Raw genomic sequence first — 19,062 nt, 5'->3', positions numbered from 1 at the left:
GCCAGATTATAAATGCTTTAAAGCGACCACTCACCTTTACCAAAGCGGTAAATAATAGAACTACTTAAATGGTTCTCATGGGTTTTGGTACGTGTGCTGTAGTAGCTCCGCCAATCACCTTGAATAGCCCAGTTATTGGTAATTTTGTAATGTAAGCCAAGACCTGCATTTATTTGAAAACGTCTTTTAGTTTTATCTTCGTCGGCCATCATTTCGCCTAAACCGGCAGTGATAAAGGGGCGTAAATTAGCATCGCTATTAAAGTAGTATTGACTATCTATGCCGTAGTTTTCATAAATCATATCATCGCCAGCCGATTTACTATCCACTGTTGCACGGGTATAGTTTAAGCGAGTAGAAAAGCTACGCGTAAAGTAAAGTCCAAGTGACCACTGTGTTCCAAAGGCACTTTTTTTGCCCCACTCATCATCTAAGTTTACCCAAGCTCCACCGGCAGAAACACCAATGATACCTGTATCTACCGGATCCTCTGTTCGAGATTCATAACGAGAAAGTACCACTTTCTTTCCACTGATACCTGGCAATGCAGGGCTATCATCATCACCAAATATATAGCTTACTTTTAAGCCTATTTGATTTTCAGTTTCTGTACCGTACGGAAGTGGGACTTCGTTAAAGGTAAAGTATCCTGTGCCGGCTTTAATAACGTCTTTGCCCAATAGATAATTGAAGTTACGGCCAAGTGAGTCAACGGGATCTAAAAAGAACAGTGCAGTATTTCCAAGGTATTCAGAGCCTAAAACAGTACCACCGTTAAGCCATATATCGCGCTCAGTGGTATATGCCCATTCGCCATAAGCCCAACCTAATACAGGTGTAACTACTAAATCTTGAAGAGAGGGGACTTCAGCGAAAGCTTCAACACCATATTCCCAGAAAAAAGTGGACATAACCGCTGAATACATAAATGCATCCCATTGACGGTAACCTGATTTACGTGCTGATTGGTAATAAACGCCACCGAAGTAAGGATGCATGACATAGTTTAAAACCACATCATCCCTATCCCAAGTGGGGCCTGATTTAACATTGTCAGCCCATTTCTTTCCAAGCTGTAGGTCGGTTTTTTCCCAGTTCGTGATCTCTTCTGGCATTACAGCGAGCACTGCAATTACACCTAACCCAAGCCCAAATATAGAATAAGTTTGTGACAGTAAGCGATCACTATCTTCGCCATTTTTTGAGTCAAACAAAGATACCTGATAGGGGCTGTCATAAAAAGCGGGGTCGATATCTTTCTCTTCCCAAGCAGAGTTGGTCGCGTGTTTTTGATAAATTTCAATGCTCGTTTCACTTAGTGCCGGCTCCGCAGGAGCACTTTCAGCAAAAGTAAAAGAGGTAAACAGTAGCGCAAGCGGTAACGCAGTTTTTAAATAAAAATGAGAATGCACATCAACACCAAAATAATTTTTAATAAACAATAAATATGGGGCGCAAATTTACAGTAAAATGCGATCTAGCGCAAAGATATAATATATTAATCGACTTTATTTATTGTCTGCAGGAAATTTAACCCCAGTTAAGCGACGAATTTCAGTGATCACTGCCGCGGTTGTTTTGGCGCGTTGCATTGCTTCCTCGTCAATCTGCTTAGCAATTATCTGTTTAGCAAAAAATTGAGCTTCATAGGACATGCTGTTTTCATTTTGCTCAAGCGTTAAATCCAGACTTTCCTGTTGCGTCAAGGTTACTTTTTCACATAGGGCAACGTGCTTGATAGTCAGGTTGCCATTCTCTCCCTGAATCTCATTATCCAGTGTTGAATTACTGATTTTTGAATGATCAACGGTAACAATAAAGTCGCCATAATCCAGTATAACAGTACCGCATCCATCAACACCTGATTGAAGTAGGTGAGCTTGCGCTTGGATCTTTTTAGGCTTACCAAATAGGGCAACAGTAAAAGCGATACAGTAATAACCAATATCCATTATTGAGCCATTTGAGAATTGTGGATTAAAAGTATTCGGATTATTACCTGCAAGGTAAGCTGGGTAGCGTGAAGAGTATTGGCAGTAATGAATATTTGCTTTGCGTATCGGAGAAATTTTATTTAAGTTATTTTTTACCTGTTTGAAATTAGGCAAATGTGCACTCATATAAGCTTCAAAAAGGATCACGCCATTTTCAATTGCTACATCAAAAAGTTGTTCAACTTGTGCTGCATTAGAGGCAAGTGGTTTTTCACAAATGACATGTTTACCCGCTTTTAGCATCTGCATGGATTGTTCAAAGTGCAACGAGTTGGGGCTCGCAATATAAACAGCTTTAATATCATCATCATCAGCCAGTGTCTGCAGATCGTCATAGCAGGTGGACACAGAAAACTTATCTGCAAAAAGCTGTGCGCTTTTTAATGTGCGGGAGTAAACTGCCCGTAATGAAAGCGCATTATCAACACGTGTTGCGTTAACGAATTTTTCGGTGATCCAGTTACTACCAATGACTGCAAAGTTGATCATGTGAAACCCTTTTATGAATAGCGAATGAAAAGTAAAACAATAATAAGAATTAAACTATGAATAAGCCAGTAATAATAACAGACATCAATCAGCAACTCACCAATGAACTAAACCTGACAAAACCGCAGGTTAATGCTTTCATTACCCTCTATGACGATGGTAATACGGTGCCATTTATCGCTCGTTATCGCAAAGAGATGACGAGTGGGCTTGATGATATACAACTGCGTTCTTTAGAAACGCGCTTAATATATTTACGTGAGCTTGATACTCGCAGAGAGGCTATCTTAAAAGCGCTCAATGAATCTGGGAAATTAACGCCTCAATTGCGTGAACAGGTAAAAAGTTGTCAAAGTAAAACGATATTAGAACAACTCTACCTACCTTTTAAAAGTAAACGGGTTAATAAAGCGCAATTAGCGATAGATGCTGGGCTTGAGTCGCTGGCCGACAAGCTTTGGTTTCAGCCTGAAAGTGATAAAACGATACTTTGTAAATCTTATCGTTGTCCCGCTTTTAATAACATAGAAGCGTTAGTAGCAGGGGCGATGCAGATACTTATAGAGCGTTTAATTGTTGATCTTAGCCTGCTTGATAAACTGAGAAAACAACTGCTTAATAATGCAAACTTTAAGGTTTCTGTTATCAAGGGAAAAGAGCAAGAAGCGCTTAAATTCAAAGATTATTTTAATTATAACGAACCAATAAGACGGATGTTATCACATCGTTTGTTAGCCATTCTACGTGCTAAAAGTGAAGGTTTTTTACGGCTAAAAATAGAGCCTGATCCACGACAAGATAAAAGTATTAAAACATCTTATTGCGAAGTGTTAATCGCCAACCATTTAGGTTTCTCATTGAAGGGGCTGATGGCAAATAATTGGCGAGTTGAGGTGATAAGAAAAGCTTGGAAATCGAAACTATTGCCGATGTTAGAAACACAAATTATCAGTACATTAAAAGAGAAAGCCCACGAAGAGGCAATTCAGCTATTTGCCACTAATTTAAAAGAATTACTAATGTGTGCGCCAGCTGGACGTAAAGTAGTACTTGGCTTTGATCCCGGTTTTCGTAGCGGCTGTAAAGTGGCGGTTATTGATGCCACTGGAAAATATTTAAATAGCGCAACTATCTATCCACATGCACCACAACAGCAATATGATATTGCCAAGCAACAGGTCATTAAACTATTAACACAGTATCAGGTGGATTTAATTGCAATCGGTAATGGCACCGCCTCGCGTGAAAGTGATCAGTTTATGAGTGATTGTATATCAAGCAGTGGTCTTGATATTCGGCATTTGATCGTCAGTGAGGCGGGGGCATCGGTGTATTCTGCTTCCGCGTTAGCTAGTGATGAATTGCCCCGCCTAGATGTCTCGATTCGTGGTGCGGTATCGATAGCAAGGCGATTACAAGATCCTTTGGCAGAATTGGTCAAAATTGATGCCAAAGCCATTGGTGTTGGTTTGTATCAGCATGATGTCAACCAAACGCAATTAAGCCAACGCTTGCACGCCGTGGTAGAGGATTGTGTTAATGCCGTTGGCGTGGATCTCAATAGTGCCTCTGCGCCTTTATTACGCTATGTTGCAGGCCTAAACCCAAGTATTGCAGAAAACATCGTCAATTATCGTGATCAGCATGGCTTGTTTTATACGCGTAGTGCGCTAAAGAAAGTAGTGCGACTTGGCGATAAAGCTTTTCAGCAATGTGCGGGTTTCCTGCGTATTACTGAGGCACATAACCCACTTGATAACACAGCGGTACATCCAGAGAGTTATTATCTGGTCAATAAAATGGCTAAGCAGTTAGGTCTTGAAATCAAACAACTGCTTAGCAATACAGCACTATTAGATAATCTTCAGCAAAGAGACTTAATTGACCAACAGTTTGGCACATTAACAATCGGCGCAATTATTGATGAGTTGAAAAAGCCCAATCGAGATCCTCGTCCAGAGTTTAAAACAGTAAAATATGCCGAGGGGATTAATGAAATATCAGATTTAAGCGTAGGGCTAATGTTACAAGGTGTAGTATCTAATGTAACAAACTTTGGGGCATTTGTGGATATTGGCGTGCATCAAGATGGTTTAGTACACATATCGCATCTTGCAGATAAATTTGTCAGCGATCCCACGCAAATTGTCAAAGCGGGGCAAATTGTTTCCGTTAAAGTATTAGAAATCGATCTCACTCGTCAACGCATTGCGCTGAGTATGCGAAATGATTGAATTAAGTAAGGTAAAACTAGGCAAACGATTAGCTGCCATTGAGGCGTCGGTGAGAGAGGGCTATGATCATATTTGGGATTGTTGTTGTGATCATGGCTTATTAGGGTTTCAGCTACTTGCCCATGGTAAAGGAGAATGTGTCCATTTTGTTGATGTTGTTGCCCCGTTAATGGAGGAGATAACCTGTAAATTGACCCGTTTTTATAGCGGTGATAAGCACTGGCAAGTACATTGTTTAGATGTGGCAACATTACCTATTAAAGCATTTAATAACGACAGACATTTAATTATCATTGCCGGTATAGGTGGGCATTTATTAATTGATCTACTTGAAAAAATATTGCCTCAGGTACAACAAAGCAATGTTGAATTTATTTTGTCTCCCGTACATCACAATTATCAACTTCGCCACTTTTTGAAGGAGAATGATTGTGCCCTTATCGATGAGTTTATCGTTGCTGAAAACAAGCGTTTTTATGAAGTGTTGCATATCAGTAATGGATCAGGTGCTCCTGTTTCTTTAGTTGGCGATAAAATGTGGGATTTCGCAAATAGCGAGCATCGAACTTATCTTCAACAAACAATTAGCCATTATCAACGTATGGCTAAAAATTCGAATAGTAAAGCGAGTGAAATAATTAGCGCGTATCAAGCGATTGCTAGGTTATAATCTTCGCCCTTATTTAATTATTGGAACTGTTTACCATGCGCTTATTACGATCGACTTGCCATCCTGCTGTGAATTTAGCTGAGTATCGCTATTTTGAGCGTATTGCTACACGGGCGATTGTGTTAAAAGGTGACAAAATATTACTCTTATATACCGAGCGTTATGATGATTATACTTTACCCGGCGGTGGAGTTGATGATGGAGAAGCGTTGCTTGAAGGTTTTAAAAGAGAGTTAGCAGAGGAAACCGGCGCAAAGCATATTCGTAATATCGAAGAGTTTGGATTATACGAAGAGTTTCGACCATGGTACAAAGAAGATTTTGATGCCATGAAAATGCAATCTTACTGCTTTCGTTGTGAAATTGATGAGCAACTTGGTGAGACTAAATTTGAAGATTACGAGATAAAAAATGGTATGAAAGCGGTTTGGTTGCCAATCAGTGAGGCAATAAAACACAACCAGAACACTTTGGCTGAAAGCGATAAGAAAGGCATGTCGGTTGAACGAGAGTTGTTTCTATTAAAACTGATTGAAAAAGAGTTACTGACCACATGTAGTTACTCGGTTGGTTAATCCATATCCATATCAGCTCTTTGAGCTACTTGTTGTTGGTTAAAATAATAGTTAGGGTGTGTTGAACTTTGTCGTTTAAATGTTGAACCCGTAGGGCAATATTTGTTGCAAAACAACTCTAAATATCAACAGACCCTCGCTATTAGGGGGGAATGCGACTTGCTCTTTTCTTCATCACTTTTCGGTAATAAGCCCCAATAACAATATTATGTGGATGGTAAAAATTATCGACTAATAACTGCTGTAATACCATATAAAGCAAGTGCTTCTGCGGTGCTATTTGAAGGGGATAGGCTAGCAATCATATTGATCTGTTGTTGCTGTGCCTGCTCGAGAAAATCAAGCAATAACTCTGAAGGACCTCTGATCAGCTGGTGGCTAAGCGATTCAGACAAAATGACATCAGAAACGGGAAAGTTTTTAAGAATGTCTGTTAAAAGTTCACGTTCACTGTGAATCCACCAATAAACCTTGGTATTAATTAAGCGAGCCATGACTAGCCCTGAAAAAAAGATAGAGGTGCGCAATATTCTTTCGGGGTGCTCAATACAAATATCTAAATGATTGGCATCGCATCCCAATTCGTCAGCGAGTTTAAAACGTATTTCACGTTGGACGCCATCGGGAAACCAGTCTTGAACACTTTTAGCATGGATAATATAGCGGATATTGTCGGACTTCGGCAGTGCCGAAATCTGTGTTTTATTCATGCCATGTACGCAAAAATAACTTTCAATGACACTTTTCTCTAAATGATAAAGTTTATAAGCACCGGCAGAAGTGGGGGATTCACTGACCCAATGTTTTAAGTAAACGCGTGAAAAAAGCGATAAAAATAGCTGCTCCCACTGGGATTTATCAGGAATATTATTTAATGTGGCAAGTACTGGAAAACCACTATTTTCGATCAGTGTATAGGTTGCATAGCAAACGTTGGCCGGTAATTCACCAAACGTGATAATGATAGGAAACCAGTCGTTATTAGTGAGCTCATTCAACTCGTTGACAAGGTGTAACCCCTCTGTTTGTAAATCAATAATTAATAGCTTAGGTTTACCTAGCGAAGCACTAAGGGTATCGGCATCAAGGTAGTGGACATTATCTAAACCTATATTGTTAAAGGCTGTCTGATGAATGCTTTTTTTATTATCAGAGCTTACTAACACAACAGAGTAATCGCTTAACCACTTTTCAAAGAGTCGTTTAAGTGATTGTTTCCATTCGGTGATATTTTCTTTAAGATTTTCTTCATCGCTACAATGTACAAAAGAAGAAATGTTAGTTTCCATGCTTGGTAATGAGCCTAACCAAAGTACGCGAATATCGGCGCGATGTGTTAAGAGTGTCACTAACTCTTCAATATCACTAGCTGGCTCAGATTCGATACTATCAGGAACAATCAATGCTATGCCACGTGGGCTTGAGCGAAGCATAAAAATTAACTGCTCAATATTATTAGCAACTTGCAGTTCGTTAGTAATACTACGGTAGGTATTCTTATAGCTGTAAACTTTGCAACGAGAGTAGTTATTTTTTCGTGAATACGATGCCAATAATTGCAACTCTTGTTCTGATAAAATTGAACTTTGCTGTTCTAACATTGGCATCCTTTGACTACTTCTCTAATACAACATCTATTGGAAACTCGGGAAGTTTCTCGCCATCATTATTAGGATAAACGATAAACTCACCGTGATATTTTACCTTAGATTTATAATCAGTGATTTTATGCAACAGTAAATTTTGTGTAAAGGCAGCACCAACCAATATTTGTAAATCGCCACGCAAGTAAATAGACAGAGGCTTGATTAAAATATCTTGTTCATCGAAACAGTCAGCTAGTTCATCTGCACAAATAATTAAAGAGGCTGCCCCACCACTGTGGCGATTAAGTTTATTACCGACTATTAGATCGGTGTTAACCATCCATTGTTGTAACTCAAGTGCTTCGACTAACGCATCAACTTGAGCACGGCTGACCACTTTTACTTTTTTATCTTCATCAAGAACTTGGTCATAGCATTTTTGAAGATAGGCAAATTGATCTTTTAATCCCGCATTTTTACCTAAACTTCGCGCTTTGCTTTGCCATGCTTTTAAAGTTGGTACAGTAATGCCATCAAAGCGTTTCTGTTTCATTGCTGTTGTCACCCAAGCACCAAGATAATGGGCTTCATTAAGTGGGTTTTTCGGAGTACGTCCAGATGCCTGTGAAGCCTCTAATTCAGAGAGTGCAGTTGAGATTAATGTGTATATTTCTTGAGAAAAGAGAACCATAAAAGACCTGTTTAATATAAGTGAGATAAAATAACTATCAGTATATCACTATCGGTAGTGAAGTTCGTAGAAACGTCTTTTAGTTTTGTGTTGCCTACTGTTGAAGGCTAATAGATCAAGATAAAAGTGTTTTTATTGAACCCCAATAGCTACATTTTTTGCAAAAAAACGCGAAACAGCAATCGCATCTAGTTTGGTGCAAAAGACAATTGCACTTGAACCTGTTGTACCTGATACTGTGATAACGTTAAACTACGGCAATAAATGATCAATAATTAAAGAGAAAACTATGGCTTATATTCCTGGCAATTATAAAAGTTTAGAAAGTGACTACCGTGATAAAGCATTGAAACTGTTTCCATGGGTTTGTGGTAAGTGTGCACGCGAATTTGTCTATTCGAATTTGAAAGAGCTGACTGTTCATCATATGGATCACGATCATAGTAATAATCCGGCAGATGGCAGTAACTGGGAGTTATTGTGCATCTATTGCCATGATCACGAACATGATAAATACACGCAAGCTGATCTATATGGAAGTAGTGTTGAGGCAGGGGATGATATGCAAGGTGGAGCGACGTATAACCCTTTTGCTGATTTGATGAGTAAGATGAAAAAATAGCGCTTCAGCAATCGAATTAATTATGTAATTTCATTTAGTAAAAGTGTCCTAGCTCAAGCATAAATTTCACCTAACTATTTTTTCTTAGAAAATGTCTGTGAAGAGATAAAGCTATTTTAAATTATATATGAGAGAGACTATTTATTTCTTTTGATATGAATGGCTTATTTAAAATTAAGCCATTCATCAATAACAAGCAATACTTACATCGACGCCGCTCGTGAGTTACGTCCACTAATCCAGTCTTGATAAAAAGCCCATCCATGAGGGTAGCGATCACAAATATTACGATAAGTCATACCTTGGACTCCAAGAATATAAGCATTTTCTATATCGCAGTAGCTATCTAATGCTTGTTTATACCCTTTTAAATATTCAGCATAGTTGATGCTTTTATCGGCAAATTTATCACTTAGTTTTTGTAAGCTTTTTTCTGATTTTTCAATAAAACCATGGCTGGCATCATACTCTCCGACTGCAAACCAATTTTTAGCTTTCACTTGATCCTGTATTTCGGTTGTAGTGCATGCAAATAGGGCGAAAGGTAAGAGTAACATTAATAAAATACGTAACATAACAAGCTCCAATGTCTGTTTTCAATTACTGATGATCACTGATACGAACCAGACTGTCTATTAGATCATTAGGAGCAACTGAGTTTGCTGTTTATATCTCTTCTCTTTCGATGGAAATCACCACGCGTCGGTTTTGCATACGTCCCAGAACAGTTCCATTATCTGCAACATGGTGTTTTTCTCCATATCCGGATACTTGGATTTTTTCATCATCGAGGCCTAGCTGAGCAAGGTAATCTTTAACTGAACTTGCACGTTGCTGAGAGAGTTCTAAATTACGATATTTCGCACCGTAACTGTCTGAGTAACCTGAAACGAGTACAACACTGATACTCTCGTCATGTTTAATATAATCGCCGATCATTTTTAATCGTTTTTTAGAAAAAGCGGTTAGCTTAACACCGTTTTTATTGTATTTGAGAATACTGTAGGCAATGTCATCGAAATTGTATGGAAGCAATTGGTCGATACAGTTGTTAAAGTCGTCGTAACTTTTCATAAAATTAACTGCAGACAAACCAACGCTGGTTACCTGATCTTTGTTATACCAATCTTGATAATAAAAAGTGGGTACTTTACCTTGTTCGAGTTCACTGAGCATCTGCCATGCATTTTGACGCGTTACGTAACCATCAAATTGTTGGTGGAAGGTGACTTTTCCAATTGTCTGTGCTTCGCTACCTGGTCGCCATTGCGGTGGTACCGACTTTAAGGTCACTGAGCGGGTTTTGGGGAGTGCGCGTTTACTATGCAAAATAAAATCAAGATTGATATTTTTACTTGCACGCGCTTCAAAGTGAGCTTGACCATACCTTGGAATAGGGTGCTCAAGGGTACACTGAATAGGCGTCGAACTAGAGATGTACCACAATGAATTATCAATGTTGGCGTTGTAGCTTTTATTAGTAGCATAGCTACTATTAATGCATAAAAGTAGCGTTGCCATTAACTGTATTTTCATAATTAATCTCATCAATTGGGCTGCATAAATAAACTATCGGCAGTGTGGCCGCATTCTTTAGCAAAATATATTCACTTTATGGCATAATCGCCCCTCATTTTTGATTATGAGTATTTTATGGAAAACCAATTAGCGAAGCGATTTCGAGGTTATTATCCCGTTATCATTGATATTGAAACCTCTGGGCTAAATGCACAGACCGATGCAATACTAGAGATTGCAGCGATTTTCCCAGCAATGGATGATCAAGGTTATTTATACTGCGCTGATAAAATTCATTTTCACGTGGCTCCCTTTGAAGGCGCAAACTTAGATCCCAAAGCGCTGGAATTTACCGGTATTGACCCTTTTAACCCATTGCGTGGTGCGGTTGATGAACGTGATGCTTTGACTGATATATTTAAATTGGTCCGCAAGCATCAAAAGTTAAATCACTGTAATCGCTCCATTATTGTGGCCCACAATGCGACCTTCGACCAAGGTTTTATTAATCAAGCAACGCAACGATGTAATTTAAAAAGAATGCCATTTCACCCCTTTGCCAGCTTTGATACCGCAAGTATGGCGGGATTGATACTCGGGCAAACTGTACTCGCTAAAGCGTGCGCACAAGCAAATATAGCCTATGATAATAATGAAGCGCATTCAGCTCTGTACGATACAGAAGTAACCGCATCACTGTTTTTTTATATGGTTAACAAATTAAAAGCACTTGGCGGTTGGCCACTTTAATCACCATATTGAAAATAAAGTCATGTTTTTTTACTTAACTCCTTATTTATCTTTTTTATTAGTAGGTAACTATGCCATCAATTAACAACGCTCAGACGTTATTAGATATTACATCACACGCATTTTCTGAGTTTTCAACCTGTACCTTAGTGGCCAATGTGGATGGCGAAGCGATCACTTATGCACAAGCACAGCAAAAAATAGAAATTTTACAGGCTAAATTAGTCTCTTTAGGAATTGAACAGGGTGATAAAGTCGCCATTTGTAGCGAAAATATGCCACATTGGGGAATCGCTTATCTTGCTATCACCACCATGGGCGCCGTTGCCGTGCCAATATTACCTGACTTTCACAGTAATGAGATTCATCATATCGTTAAACACTCAGAAGCTAAGGGGATTTTTGTTTCTGAAAAAATGAGTAATAAATTAGCGGAAGACGATTTCACCTCATCGTTGAAATTTGTTCTCTCATTAGAAAGTTTACGTTTACTAGAAGATTACGCTTCAAAAAATGAGCTTTTGCTTAAAGGCAGTGAAAAGCTTGCTCAATTTCGCGCTAAATTAAGTAAATCGGAACAACCTGAAAAAAAATCGGTGAGTATCAACAAGCAAGATCTTGCTGTGATCATCTATACATCCGGTACAACTGGCCAATCTAAAGGGGTGATGCTATCGCATGATAATTTAGTGTCGCAGATAAAACAGGCTGATAAATTAATTAAAATTCTTCCTGAAGATCGCTTTTTATCGATTCTTCCCCTTGCGCATACCTTTGAATGTTCAATTGGCTTCTTAGTGCCATTTTGTAATGGTTCCTCCATTTTTTATATCAGTAAAACACCTGCACCGAAAATCATCTTGAAAGCGATGACAACAGTAAAACCAACCTGTATGTTAAGCGTGCCTTTAGTGATTGAAAAAATTTATAAGTCTAAGGTACAAGCTAGCTTCAACAAAAATGCAATCATTAAATATTTGTATAACCATGTTGGTTTTATTCGTAAAAAGCTTAATAAAATTGCCGGTGCAAAGTTAGTTGAAAGCTTTGGTGGAGAGATCCGCTTCTTTGGTATTGGGGGGGCCAAATTATCGCCCTACGTCGAACAATTTTTACAAGAAGCAAACTTCCCCTATGCGATTGGTTATGGCTTAACCGAAACGGCACCGATTATCGCGGGCGCAATTCCGGGAAACACAGCTGTCGGCACAACGGGTATTATTGTTGATCGCATGGAAACACGTTTTGTACAGCATGGGCAAGAGGGAGGCGATGCTGAATTACATGTGCGCGGTCCGAATGTCATGATGGGCTATTACAAAGATAAAACGCGTACGGATGAAGTGTTAGATAAAGACGGCTGGTTAAATACTGGTGACCTTGGTCAACTTGATGAAAACGGAATATTAAGCATTAATGGTCGTAGTAAAAATGTGATTATTGGTGCAAGTGGTGAAAATATTTATCCTGAAGCGGTAGAGTCAATTATCAATCAAAATGAGTTGGTAGTGGATTCATTAGTGTATGAATTAGAAGGTAAAGTTGTTGCGAAAATTCATATCGATTATGATCTTTTTGATGAAACTCATAATATCAAAAAAACCAGCGATTCGGCATTGCACACTGAGATTTTAGCCGCATTAGAAAGCATTAAAAATGAGGCTAATACTCAACTTGCTAACTATTCAAAAATAATGACTGTCTTTGAACAATCGGAGCCTTTTATTAAAACACCGACCAAAAAAATAAAGCGTTATTTACATATTTAACGTGCAATAGCGCTCTGACAACAACAATGCCACTTCATGAGTGGCATTGTTGTTTAAGCGACTTTATTTACAAGCTTCCATCATCGAGTGTGCTTTATCAACCATGTTATTGCTACCACAGAAGAAAGGCACTCGCTGGTGTAATTCAGTTGGCATGATCTCTAAAATGCGCTGATGACCATCACTTGCTTTGCCACCTGCTTGCTCCATTAAAAATGCAATCGGGTTACATTCATAAAGAAGGCGCAATTTTCCCTCTGGTGCAGAGGCCGTGGAAGGGTAAATGTAGATACCTCCCGTTAAAAGGTTACGATGAAAGTCAGAAACTAAAGAGCCAATATAACGTGAGGTATAAGGGCGGTTTGTCGCACTATCAATTTCTTGGCAGTACTTAAGATAGTCTTTTACGCCCTGTGGAAATTTAAGGTAATTACCTTCATTAATTGAATATGTTTTGCCATTATCTGGGATCTGCATATTTTCATGTGATAGATAAAATACACCTAAAGAGGGATCACAGGTAAAGCCGTGCACACCATTACCCGTAGAATATACTAGCATGGTAGAAGAGCCGTAAATCACATAACCGGCAGCAACTTGGTCAACACCAGGTTGTAAAAAGTCTGCCAAGACAACAGGAGTCCCCACTGGGCTTTTACGTTTGTAAATTGAGAAGATAGTACCAACTGAAACATTTACATCGATATTTGAAGAGCCATCAAGTGGATCCATCAGTACGACATATTTACTGTTGCAACCACGCTCTGTATCAAAGCTAATAAATTCATCTTCCTCTTCGGAGGCGATACCACATACTTCACCCCGCGCTTCTAAGGCTGCTTTAAATTTATCGTTAGCGTACAGATCCATTTTTTGTTGCACTTCACCCTGAACATTTTCATTGCCAGTACTGCCAATAATATCGGCTAAGCCCGCCTTATTGATCTCTCGGTTAACTACTTTTGCTGCCAACTGAATAGCGCTGAGTAGTAATGTTAATTCACCACTCGCTTCAGGGAAATCGTGTTGCTTATCAATAATAAACTCACCTAGTGTGATCATCTTAGCTCCAAATTAATAAAGTGATATTATATTACAAATCAATCTTCGCGGTGCATTGTAACGCGTGATCCGATGATATATCTAGTGGTTTTGTGATATTAAAGTGTAAATTTTACCATTAAAGATAATTCTTTAGTCAAGAAAGGGGCTTTCTCATGTACTAGCCCCTATTGATGAAATGTCTGAATACTGTATTTTTATTAATCTTTAAATTGGCTAAGCATGCCTTGCACATCATTAACCATATTTTCACTGCCACAAAAGAAAGGCACTCTTTGGTGTAACTCTGTTGGAGAGATAGTTAAAATGCGACGTTCGCCATCACTGGCTAAACCTCCTGCTTGCTCCATTAAAAATGCCATCGGATTACATTCATAGAGTAAACGCAATTTTCCCTGAGGGGCAGAGGCGGTTGAAGGGTAGATATATATGCCACCCTTGAGCAAATTACGGTGAAAATCTGAAACTAAAGAGCCGATATAGCGCGAGGTGTAGGGACGATGAGTGGCACTGTCTATCTCTTGGCAATATTTTAAGTATTTTTTAACACCCATTGGGAATTTTAGGTAATTACCCTCATTAATTGAGTAGATAACACCATTTTTAGGGATAGTCATATTTTCATGTGAAAGATAAAAGACACCTAAAGAAGGGTCTAAAGTAAAGCCGTGTACACCATTACCTGTGGTATATACCAGCATGGTAGATGAACCATAAATAACATAACCGGCGGCCACTTGTTGATCGCCTGGCTGTAAAAAATCCGCTAACGTCGCCGGGCTACCAAGCGGACTGACACGTTTATAAATTGAAAATATAGTGCCCACAGAAACATTCACATCGATATTAGAGGAGCCATCAAGCGGATCCATCAACACCACATATTTACTGTTACAGCCTCGTTCACTATCAAAAGAAACATAATCATCCTCCTCTTCAGAGGCGATACCACATACCTCACCCCGTGCTTCGAGCGCTAATTTGAATTTATCGTTAGCGTACAGATCCATTTTTTGTTGCACTTCACCTTGAATATTTTCAACGCCCGTTGCACCAATAATATCAGCGATGCCTGCTTTGTTTATTTCACGGTTAACAACTTTGGCGGCTAGCCTAATCGCACCTAACAATGCGCTTAACTCGCCACTGGCTTCTGGAAAATCTTGTTGTTTTTCAATGATAAATTCGCCTAAGGTGATCATATTTATTCCTTATTGATTGCTGTAACAACTTGGTTTACGAGGACAAACTGCACCACGTGCACAAATGAGCTGTGCTTCCTGTTCTATGCCACGGGTTATCCAATTTATGTTGAGAATCCGTGCCACGCTATTAAGCACTGTTTTCATTTTAGGTGGTATTTTGCAAGTACCACCATTTTCAATACATAATTTTTGTAATTCATTGACCAATAAAGTGGCATCGTGCCCCTGCGCACTGATCGCAGGGTTGAGCTCAATGCCGGTACACAGCACATGACTGGCACTATTTAAATCTTGTACTTTGATAGACTCACAGCAATATATTTTGGCAATGCCATTTTCATTTAAAATGGAAAACTGAGCTGCGGTTCCGGCCGCGGGTTGGTTTAGCATACGAAATACAGACCAATGCTGGCAAGGGTCGCGGACAATACGCATGTTTCCCCAAGGCAATGGAATACCATTACCTCGATACACTGCTTTTAATTTCCCCTGTGCATAGGCATCAAAATAGTGCCAGTGCGGATAAGCTGAAACCGCTGTCATACGGCGCATTACTACTGCTTCTGACACTTCAATCTGTTTACACACATCTATCTCATAACCTTCACGATCAAGTAGCTGCCTAAAGGGGACTTTAGGGCAAAGCAGGGCCGCTGCAAAAAAGCTACATTCAAAATCACGCCAAGCATGCAAAATATCCTGCGCATCGAGTTGGCTTGAAGAGGGGATCTGCTCCTTTTGAATATCATATTGAGTTTGATCGCCGGCAACCATGATGCTTTTTTCACCATCACTATTGTGCAAAACATTATGTCCAATGTGCACAGCCAGCTCATATTTAAGCCGGGTGATATTATTTTTTAATATTTTGTTTAGGTAAACTGTACGTGGTGGCTGGAAGTATGAGGTAACTAATTTATTACTTGAGTCAGTAACATTTTCCGCTTTTGGCAAGCGTGTAAACCAACTTATTTTTAATCCACGAGATTCACTTATCTCCATTAAATCTTCAGCGTAAAGTGGCATTTTCTTTAAACCAATCTCTTCTGCAGCGCGCTCTAAATCGGGAAAATGGTTTTGATGGTGTTCTTGATGAGCACGAATTAACAGGTGAGCAAACTGTCTTCCGGTAGTGCCAGTTTGCGATAACATCTCAGGAATGGCTATTTGCAATATTTCATTTGAAAACAAGAAGCTAGGCTCTAATGCCATGCCTTTAATACCGCCCCTGTTACCCTTTTCTGGTGTAATATCCTGTGCTTCTGGCGCATCATCTAAAAACCATTGACTGCTTTTTTGAAAAACGGTTGCAATGACCGCCAGCATATCTTCACTTGGCACTCGTTTACCTCGTTCAATCATCGAAAGGTAAGAGACCGAAGGTGCATATTCCGCGTCTAATTTAATACATCGAGAAGAGAGATCTTCCAACGTTAATCCATTACGTTTTCGCAGGTTACGTATTTTAGTCCCGAGAAAGTGTGATTGTCTTCCTAAGCTTTTTTTTATTTTCATTTTGTAAAATTTACACTGTGTAATTTTCTTTGTGAAATTATATGAATTATTTCTCTATAGTTACAACTGTTGAATGACAAATAAACAAAAAGAGTTTGAAAAGTGAGCGGTAGACGGTTTTCGAATTTTTATCTTAGCAGCGATGTGATGTGACCAAGGAGCAAAATATGACTTTACCTCAAGAGAAACAGTGCGCGATAAACCCTGCATTCTATCAGTTTATTAACGATGAAATTTTGCCACAGACATCTTTAAACAGCGTCAATTTTTGGTACGACTTTAATTGTCTTATCTGTGACTTTTCTGAGCAAAACAGTGCATTGCTACAAACTCGTAAAGAGATGCAAACACAAATTGACCAGTGGCACCACGATAACCCTTATAGCAATAATCCAACACTCAGCAAGGCTTATCGTGAATTTTTACAAGATATTAATTATCTCACACCTGAAATTAACGATTTTCAAATTGAAACCTGCAATGTTGATCCGGAAATTTCTACCATGGCAGGTCCGCAGTTGGTGGTTCCCGTGAGTAATGCGCGTTTTGCATTAAATGCGGCTAATGCACGTTGGGGCAGTCTGTACGATGCATTTTATGGCACTGATGTTATTGACGATACCAAAGCGTTAGCAAAGGGCGCCACTTTTAATACACAACGTGCTGAAGTGGTGATCAACAAAGCGAAAGACTTTTTAGATGAACATTTTCCGCTAGAAACAGGTTCGCACCACGATGTATCGAGCTACTTAGTTTATTACCAGCATCTACTTGCATTCTTTGCAGATGGTCGTGAAAGCGGTTTAAAAACACCTTGCCAGTTTACCGCCTTTGATGGTTCAAAAAATGAGCCAAGTTACCTGCTATTAAAAAATAATGGCTTACATGTGGGGTTACAGATTGACCGCCACGGTAAAATTGGTGCGACTGATAAGGCCGGCATTGATGATATTCAGATTGAGTCAGCGTTGACCACCATTATTGATTTTGAAGACTCAGTTTCTGCAGTTGATAGTAACGACAAAGTGTCGGCTTACCGAAACTGGTATGGCTTGATGACCGGGAATTTAGCCGCCTCTTTTGTGAAGAATGGTCACACCGTTGAGCGTCATCTTAATTATGATCGCTGTTTTACCGCTAAATCAGGCGAGTTATACCGTGTACCGGGGAGATCGCTGTTGATGGTACGAAATGTTGGCCATTTGATGGGCACCGATTTAATCCAAGATAGTGAGGGTAATAATGCGCCAGAAGGGATTGTTGATGCATTGATTACCGCGCTCATTGGTAGTTTAGATCTACAAAAACGCGAAGGAGACAAATTTAGAAATAGCCATACCGGTAGCATTTATATTGTTAAGCCCAAAATGCATGGCCCCGAAGAAGTGCGTTTCACCTGTGAGTTGTTTAGTCGCGTGGAAGAGATTTTAAACCTGCCTAAAAACACCTTAAAAATTGGCATCATGGATGAAGAGCGTCGCACCACACTCAACCTTAAACAGTGCATTTACGAAGCACGCGAGCGTGTGGTGTTTATTAATACCGGCTTTTTAGATAGAACGGGCGATGAGATCCACACCAGCATGAGAGCGGGCGCTTTTTACCCTAAATCTGCCATTAAAAACGAACCTTGGATCGGAGCCTATGAGAATAACAATGTTGAGATAGGGTTACGCTGTGGGTTTTCAGGAAAAGCGCAAATTGGTAAAGGCATGTGGGCGATGCCCGATGAGATGAAGCAGATGATGCAAGATAAAATTGTACACCCGCAATCTGGCGCCAATACCGCTTGGGTACCATCTCCGACAGCAGCCACTTTACATGCTTTGCACTATCACCAAATTGATGTGTTTGAACAACAAAAATCAATATTAACACGCCAGCCTGCCAGTCTTGATGCGATGTTAACCATGCCTGTTATGCCGAATGAAATACAGCTTAGCGAGGAACAGGTATTGAGTGAGTTAGCTAACAATATTCAAGGTATTTTAGGTTATGTAGTGCGCTGGGTAGAGATGGGCGTCGGGTGCTCTAAAGTGCCGGATATTAATGATATCGGCTTAATGGAAGATCGCGCCACATTACGTATTTCGAGTCAACATATTAGCAACTGGTTAATACATAAGGTTTGCACCCACTCACAGGTTGAGCAAGTAATGCAAAATATGGCTCAAGTGGTTGATGAGCAAAACAAGGGCGTGCCGGGCTACCGTAACATGTGTCCTAATTGCGAGCAAAACTTAGCTTTTCAAGCAGCGCAAGCACTTATTTTTAAAGGAGATAAACAACCAAACGGTTATACCGAACCACTGTTACACGAGTACCGCATATTAGCAAAACAGCAATTCTAGATAGTTTTATTCACTACACAAATGATCAATA

16 protein-coding genes are annotated in these 19,062 nt (G+C 39.5%); 7 read left to right on the top strand and 9 right to left on the bottom strand.

Going from position 1 to position 19,062, the window contains the following annotated elements; translation table 11 throughout:
* Positions 1 to 17: 17 nt before the first annotated feature.
* Together CW745_RS07195 and CW745_RS07190 are read right to left on the bottom strand one after the other, a co-directional pair.
* Positions 18 to 1,412, bottom strand: a complete 1,395-nt coding sequence (locus CW745_RS07195; protein ID WP_101107988.1) for a DUF3943 domain-containing protein — start codon at positions 1,410 to 1,412, stop codon at positions 18 to 20.
* A 96-nt stretch (positions 1,413 to 1,508) separates the two neighbouring features.
* Complete coding sequence (locus tag CW745_RS07190) at positions 1,509 to 2,483, bottom strand: Gfo/Idh/MocA family oxidoreductase (RefSeq protein ID WP_101107987.1); 975 nt, start codon at positions 2,481 to 2,483, stop codon at positions 1,509 to 1,511.
* 56 nt (positions 2,484 to 2,539) lie between these two features.
* Between CW745_RS07190 and CW745_RS07185 the strand changes: the two genes are divergently transcribed.
* Genes CW745_RS07185 through CW745_RS07175 form a run of 3 tightly spaced genes read left to right on the top strand, consistent with a single transcriptional unit; the run spans position 2,540 to position 5,962 of the window.
* Positions 2,540 to 4,717 (top strand): Tex family protein, encoded by a 2,178-nt coding sequence (locus CW745_RS07185; RefSeq protein ID WP_101107986.1) that lies wholly within the window; start codon positions 2,540 to 2,542, stop codon positions 4,715 to 4,717.
* Positions 4,710 to 5,387 carry a tRNA (adenine(22)-N(1))-methyltransferase TrmK gene (locus CW745_RS07180; protein ID WP_101107985.1) on the top strand — a complete coding sequence of 226 codons (678 nt, stop codon included), beginning with the start codon at positions 4,710 to 4,712 and terminating at the stop codon, positions 5,385 to 5,387. Before CW745_RS07185 ends, CW745_RS07180 begins: the two co-directional genes overlap by 8 nt.
* Positions 5,388 to 5,422: 35 nt before the next feature.
* Positions 5,423 to 5,962 carry an NUDIX hydrolase gene (locus tag CW745_RS07175; RefSeq protein WP_101107984.1) on the top strand — a complete coding sequence of 180 codons (540 nt, stop codon included), beginning with the start codon at positions 5,423 to 5,425 and terminating at the stop codon, positions 5,960 to 5,962.
* A gap of 224 nt (positions 5,963 to 6,186) precedes the next feature.
* Here CW745_RS07175 and CW745_RS07170 read toward each other — a convergent pair whose 3' ends face one another.
* On the bottom strand, positions 6,187 to 7,563 hold the full coding sequence (locus CW745_RS07170) for a hypothetical protein (RefSeq protein ID WP_101107983.1): 1,377 nt from the start codon (positions 7,561 to 7,563) through the stop codon (positions 6,187 to 6,189).
* A 13-nt stretch (positions 7,564 to 7,576) separates the two neighbouring features.
* Complete coding sequence (locus CW745_RS07165) at positions 7,577 to 8,239, bottom strand: DUF2913 family protein (protein ID WP_101107982.1); 663 nt, start codon at positions 8,237 to 8,239, stop codon at positions 7,577 to 7,579.
* Positions 8,240 to 8,528: 289 nt separating this feature from the next.
* On the opposite strand from CW745_RS07165, the gene CW745_RS07160 reads away from it, so the two are divergent.
* Complete coding sequence (locus tag CW745_RS07160; protein ID WP_101107981.1) at positions 8,529 to 8,861, top strand: YajD family HNH nuclease; 333 nt, start codon at positions 8,529 to 8,531, stop codon at positions 8,859 to 8,861.
* A gap of 203 nt (positions 8,862 to 9,064) precedes the next feature.
* Here the strand turns inward: CW745_RS07160 and CW745_RS07155 are convergent, their stop codons facing one another.
* Together CW745_RS07155 and CW745_RS07150 are read right to left on the bottom strand one after the other, a co-directional pair.
* Positions 9,065 to 9,436, bottom strand: a complete 372-nt coding sequence (locus tag CW745_RS07155; protein WP_101107980.1) for a DUF2799 domain-containing protein — start codon at positions 9,434 to 9,436, stop codon at positions 9,065 to 9,067.
* Positions 9,437 to 9,527: 91 nt separating this feature from the next.
* Complete coding sequence (locus tag CW745_RS07150) at positions 9,528 to 10,397, bottom strand: OmpA family protein (protein WP_101107979.1); 870 nt, start codon at positions 10,395 to 10,397, stop codon at positions 9,528 to 9,530.
* Between the two features lie 117 nt (positions 10,398 to 10,514).
* Between CW745_RS07150 and rnt the strand changes: the two genes are divergently transcribed.
* Positions 10,515 to 11,129, top strand: coding sequence for a ribonuclease T (gene rnt / locus CW745_RS07145; protein WP_101107978.1), 615 nt, complete (start codon positions 10,515 to 10,517; stop codon positions 11,127 to 11,129).
* Positions 11,130 to 11,200: 71 nt separating this feature from the next.
* Positions 11,201 to 12,898 (top strand): AMP-binding protein, encoded by a 1,698-nt coding sequence (locus tag CW745_RS07140; protein ID WP_101107977.1) that lies wholly within the window; start codon positions 11,201 to 11,203, stop codon positions 12,896 to 12,898.
* Positions 12,899 to 12,961: 63 nt separating this feature from the next.
* Here CW745_RS07140 and fbp (CW745_RS07135) read toward each other — a convergent pair whose 3' ends face one another.
* From fbp (CW745_RS07135) to CW745_RS07125, 3 genes are all read right to left on the bottom strand, one after another.
* The gene (gene fbp, locus CW745_RS07135; RefSeq protein WP_101107976.1) at positions 12,962 to 13,960 is read right to left on the bottom strand and encodes a class 1 fructose-bisphosphatase; all 999 of its coding nucleotides are present in this window, start codon (positions 13,958 to 13,960) and stop codon (positions 12,962 to 12,964) included.
* Positions 13,961 to 14,160: 200 nt separating this feature from the next.
* Positions 14,161 to 15,162: a class 1 fructose-bisphosphatase gene (gene fbp, locus CW745_RS07130; protein ID WP_101107975.1), complete on the bottom strand. Its 1,002-nt coding sequence runs from the start codon at positions 15,160 to 15,162 to the stop codon at positions 14,161 to 14,163.
* Positions 15,163 to 15,171: 9 nt separating this feature from the next.
* A complete protein-coding gene (locus tag CW745_RS07125; RefSeq protein ID WP_101107974.1) occupies positions 15,172 to 16,680 on the bottom strand; it encodes a DUF3612 domain-containing protein in 1,509 nt (502 codons plus the stop codon).
* A 167-nt stretch (positions 16,681 to 16,847) separates the two neighbouring features.
* Here CW745_RS07125 and CW745_RS07120 point away from each other — a divergent pair, with 167 nt between their 5' ends.
* The gene (locus CW745_RS07120; RefSeq protein WP_101107973.1) at positions 16,848 to 19,031 is read left to right on the top strand and encodes a malate synthase G; all 2,184 of its coding nucleotides are present in this window, start codon (positions 16,848 to 16,850) and stop codon (positions 19,029 to 19,031) included.
* Positions 19,032 to 19,062 lie beyond the last annotated feature (31 nt).

The sequence above is a fragment of the Psychromonas sp. psych-6C06 genome, from assembly GCF_002835465.1.
Taxonomy (GTDB): domain Bacteria; phylum Pseudomonadota; class Gammaproteobacteria; order Enterobacterales; family Psychromonadaceae; genus Psychromonas.
The sequence above is the reverse complement of the archived record's forward strand: the minus strand, read 5'-3'. Positions and strand labels throughout refer to the sequence as shown.

Excerpts from the sequence above, each read along its gene's own strand:
- CW745_RS07190 (WP_101107987.1), bottom strand. The coding sequence starts at position 2,483 with ATGATCAACTTTGCAGTCATTGGTAGTAACTGGATCACCGAAAAATTC.
- CW745_RS07185 (WP_101107986.1), top strand. The coding sequence starts at position 2,540 with ATGAATAAGCCAGTAATAATAACAGACATCAATCAGCAACTCACCAAT.
- CW745_RS07180 (WP_101107985.1), top strand. The coding sequence starts at position 4,710 with ATGATTGAATTAAGTAAGGTAAAACTAGGCAAACGATTAGCTGCCATT.
- CW745_RS07175 (WP_101107984.1), top strand. The coding sequence starts at position 5,423 with ATGCGCTTATTACGATCGACTTGCCATCCTGCTGTGAATTTAGCTGAG.
- CW745_RS07170 (WP_101107983.1), bottom strand. The coding sequence starts at position 7,563 with ATGTTAGAACAGCAAAGTTCAATTTTATCAGAACAAGAGTTGCAATTA.
- CW745_RS07165 (WP_101107982.1), bottom strand. The coding sequence starts at position 8,239 with ATGGTTCTCTTTTCTCAAGAAATATACACATTAATCTCAACTGCACTC.
- CW745_RS07160 (WP_101107981.1), top strand. The coding sequence starts at position 8,529 with ATGGCTTATATTCCTGGCAATTATAAAAGTTTAGAAAGTGACTACCGT.
- CW745_RS07155 (WP_101107980.1), bottom strand. The coding sequence starts at position 9,436 with ATGTTACGTATTTTATTAATGTTACTCTTACCTTTCGCCCTATTTGCA.
- CW745_RS07150 (WP_101107979.1), bottom strand. The coding sequence starts at position 10,397 with ATGAAAATACAGTTAATGGCAACGCTACTTTTATGCATTAATAGTAGC.
- rnt (WP_101107978.1), top strand. The coding sequence starts at position 10,515 with ATGGAAAACCAATTAGCGAAGCGATTTCGAGGTTATTATCCCGTTATC.
- CW745_RS07140 (WP_101107977.1), top strand. The coding sequence starts at position 11,201 with ATGCCATCAATTAACAACGCTCAGACGTTATTAGATATTACATCACAC.
- fbp (WP_101107976.1), bottom strand. The coding sequence starts at position 13,960 with ATGATCACACTAGGTGAGTTTATTATTGATAAGCAACACGATTTCCCT.
- fbp (WP_101107975.1), bottom strand. The coding sequence starts at position 15,162 with ATGATCACCTTAGGCGAATTTATCATTGAAAAACAACAAGATTTTCCA.
- CW745_RS07125 (WP_101107974.1), bottom strand. The coding sequence starts at position 16,680 with ATGAAAATAAAAAAAAGCTTAGGAAGACAATCACACTTTCTCGGGACT.
- CW745_RS07120 (WP_101107973.1), top strand. The coding sequence starts at position 16,848 with ATGACTTTACCTCAAGAGAAACAGTGCGCGATAAACCCTGCATTCTAT.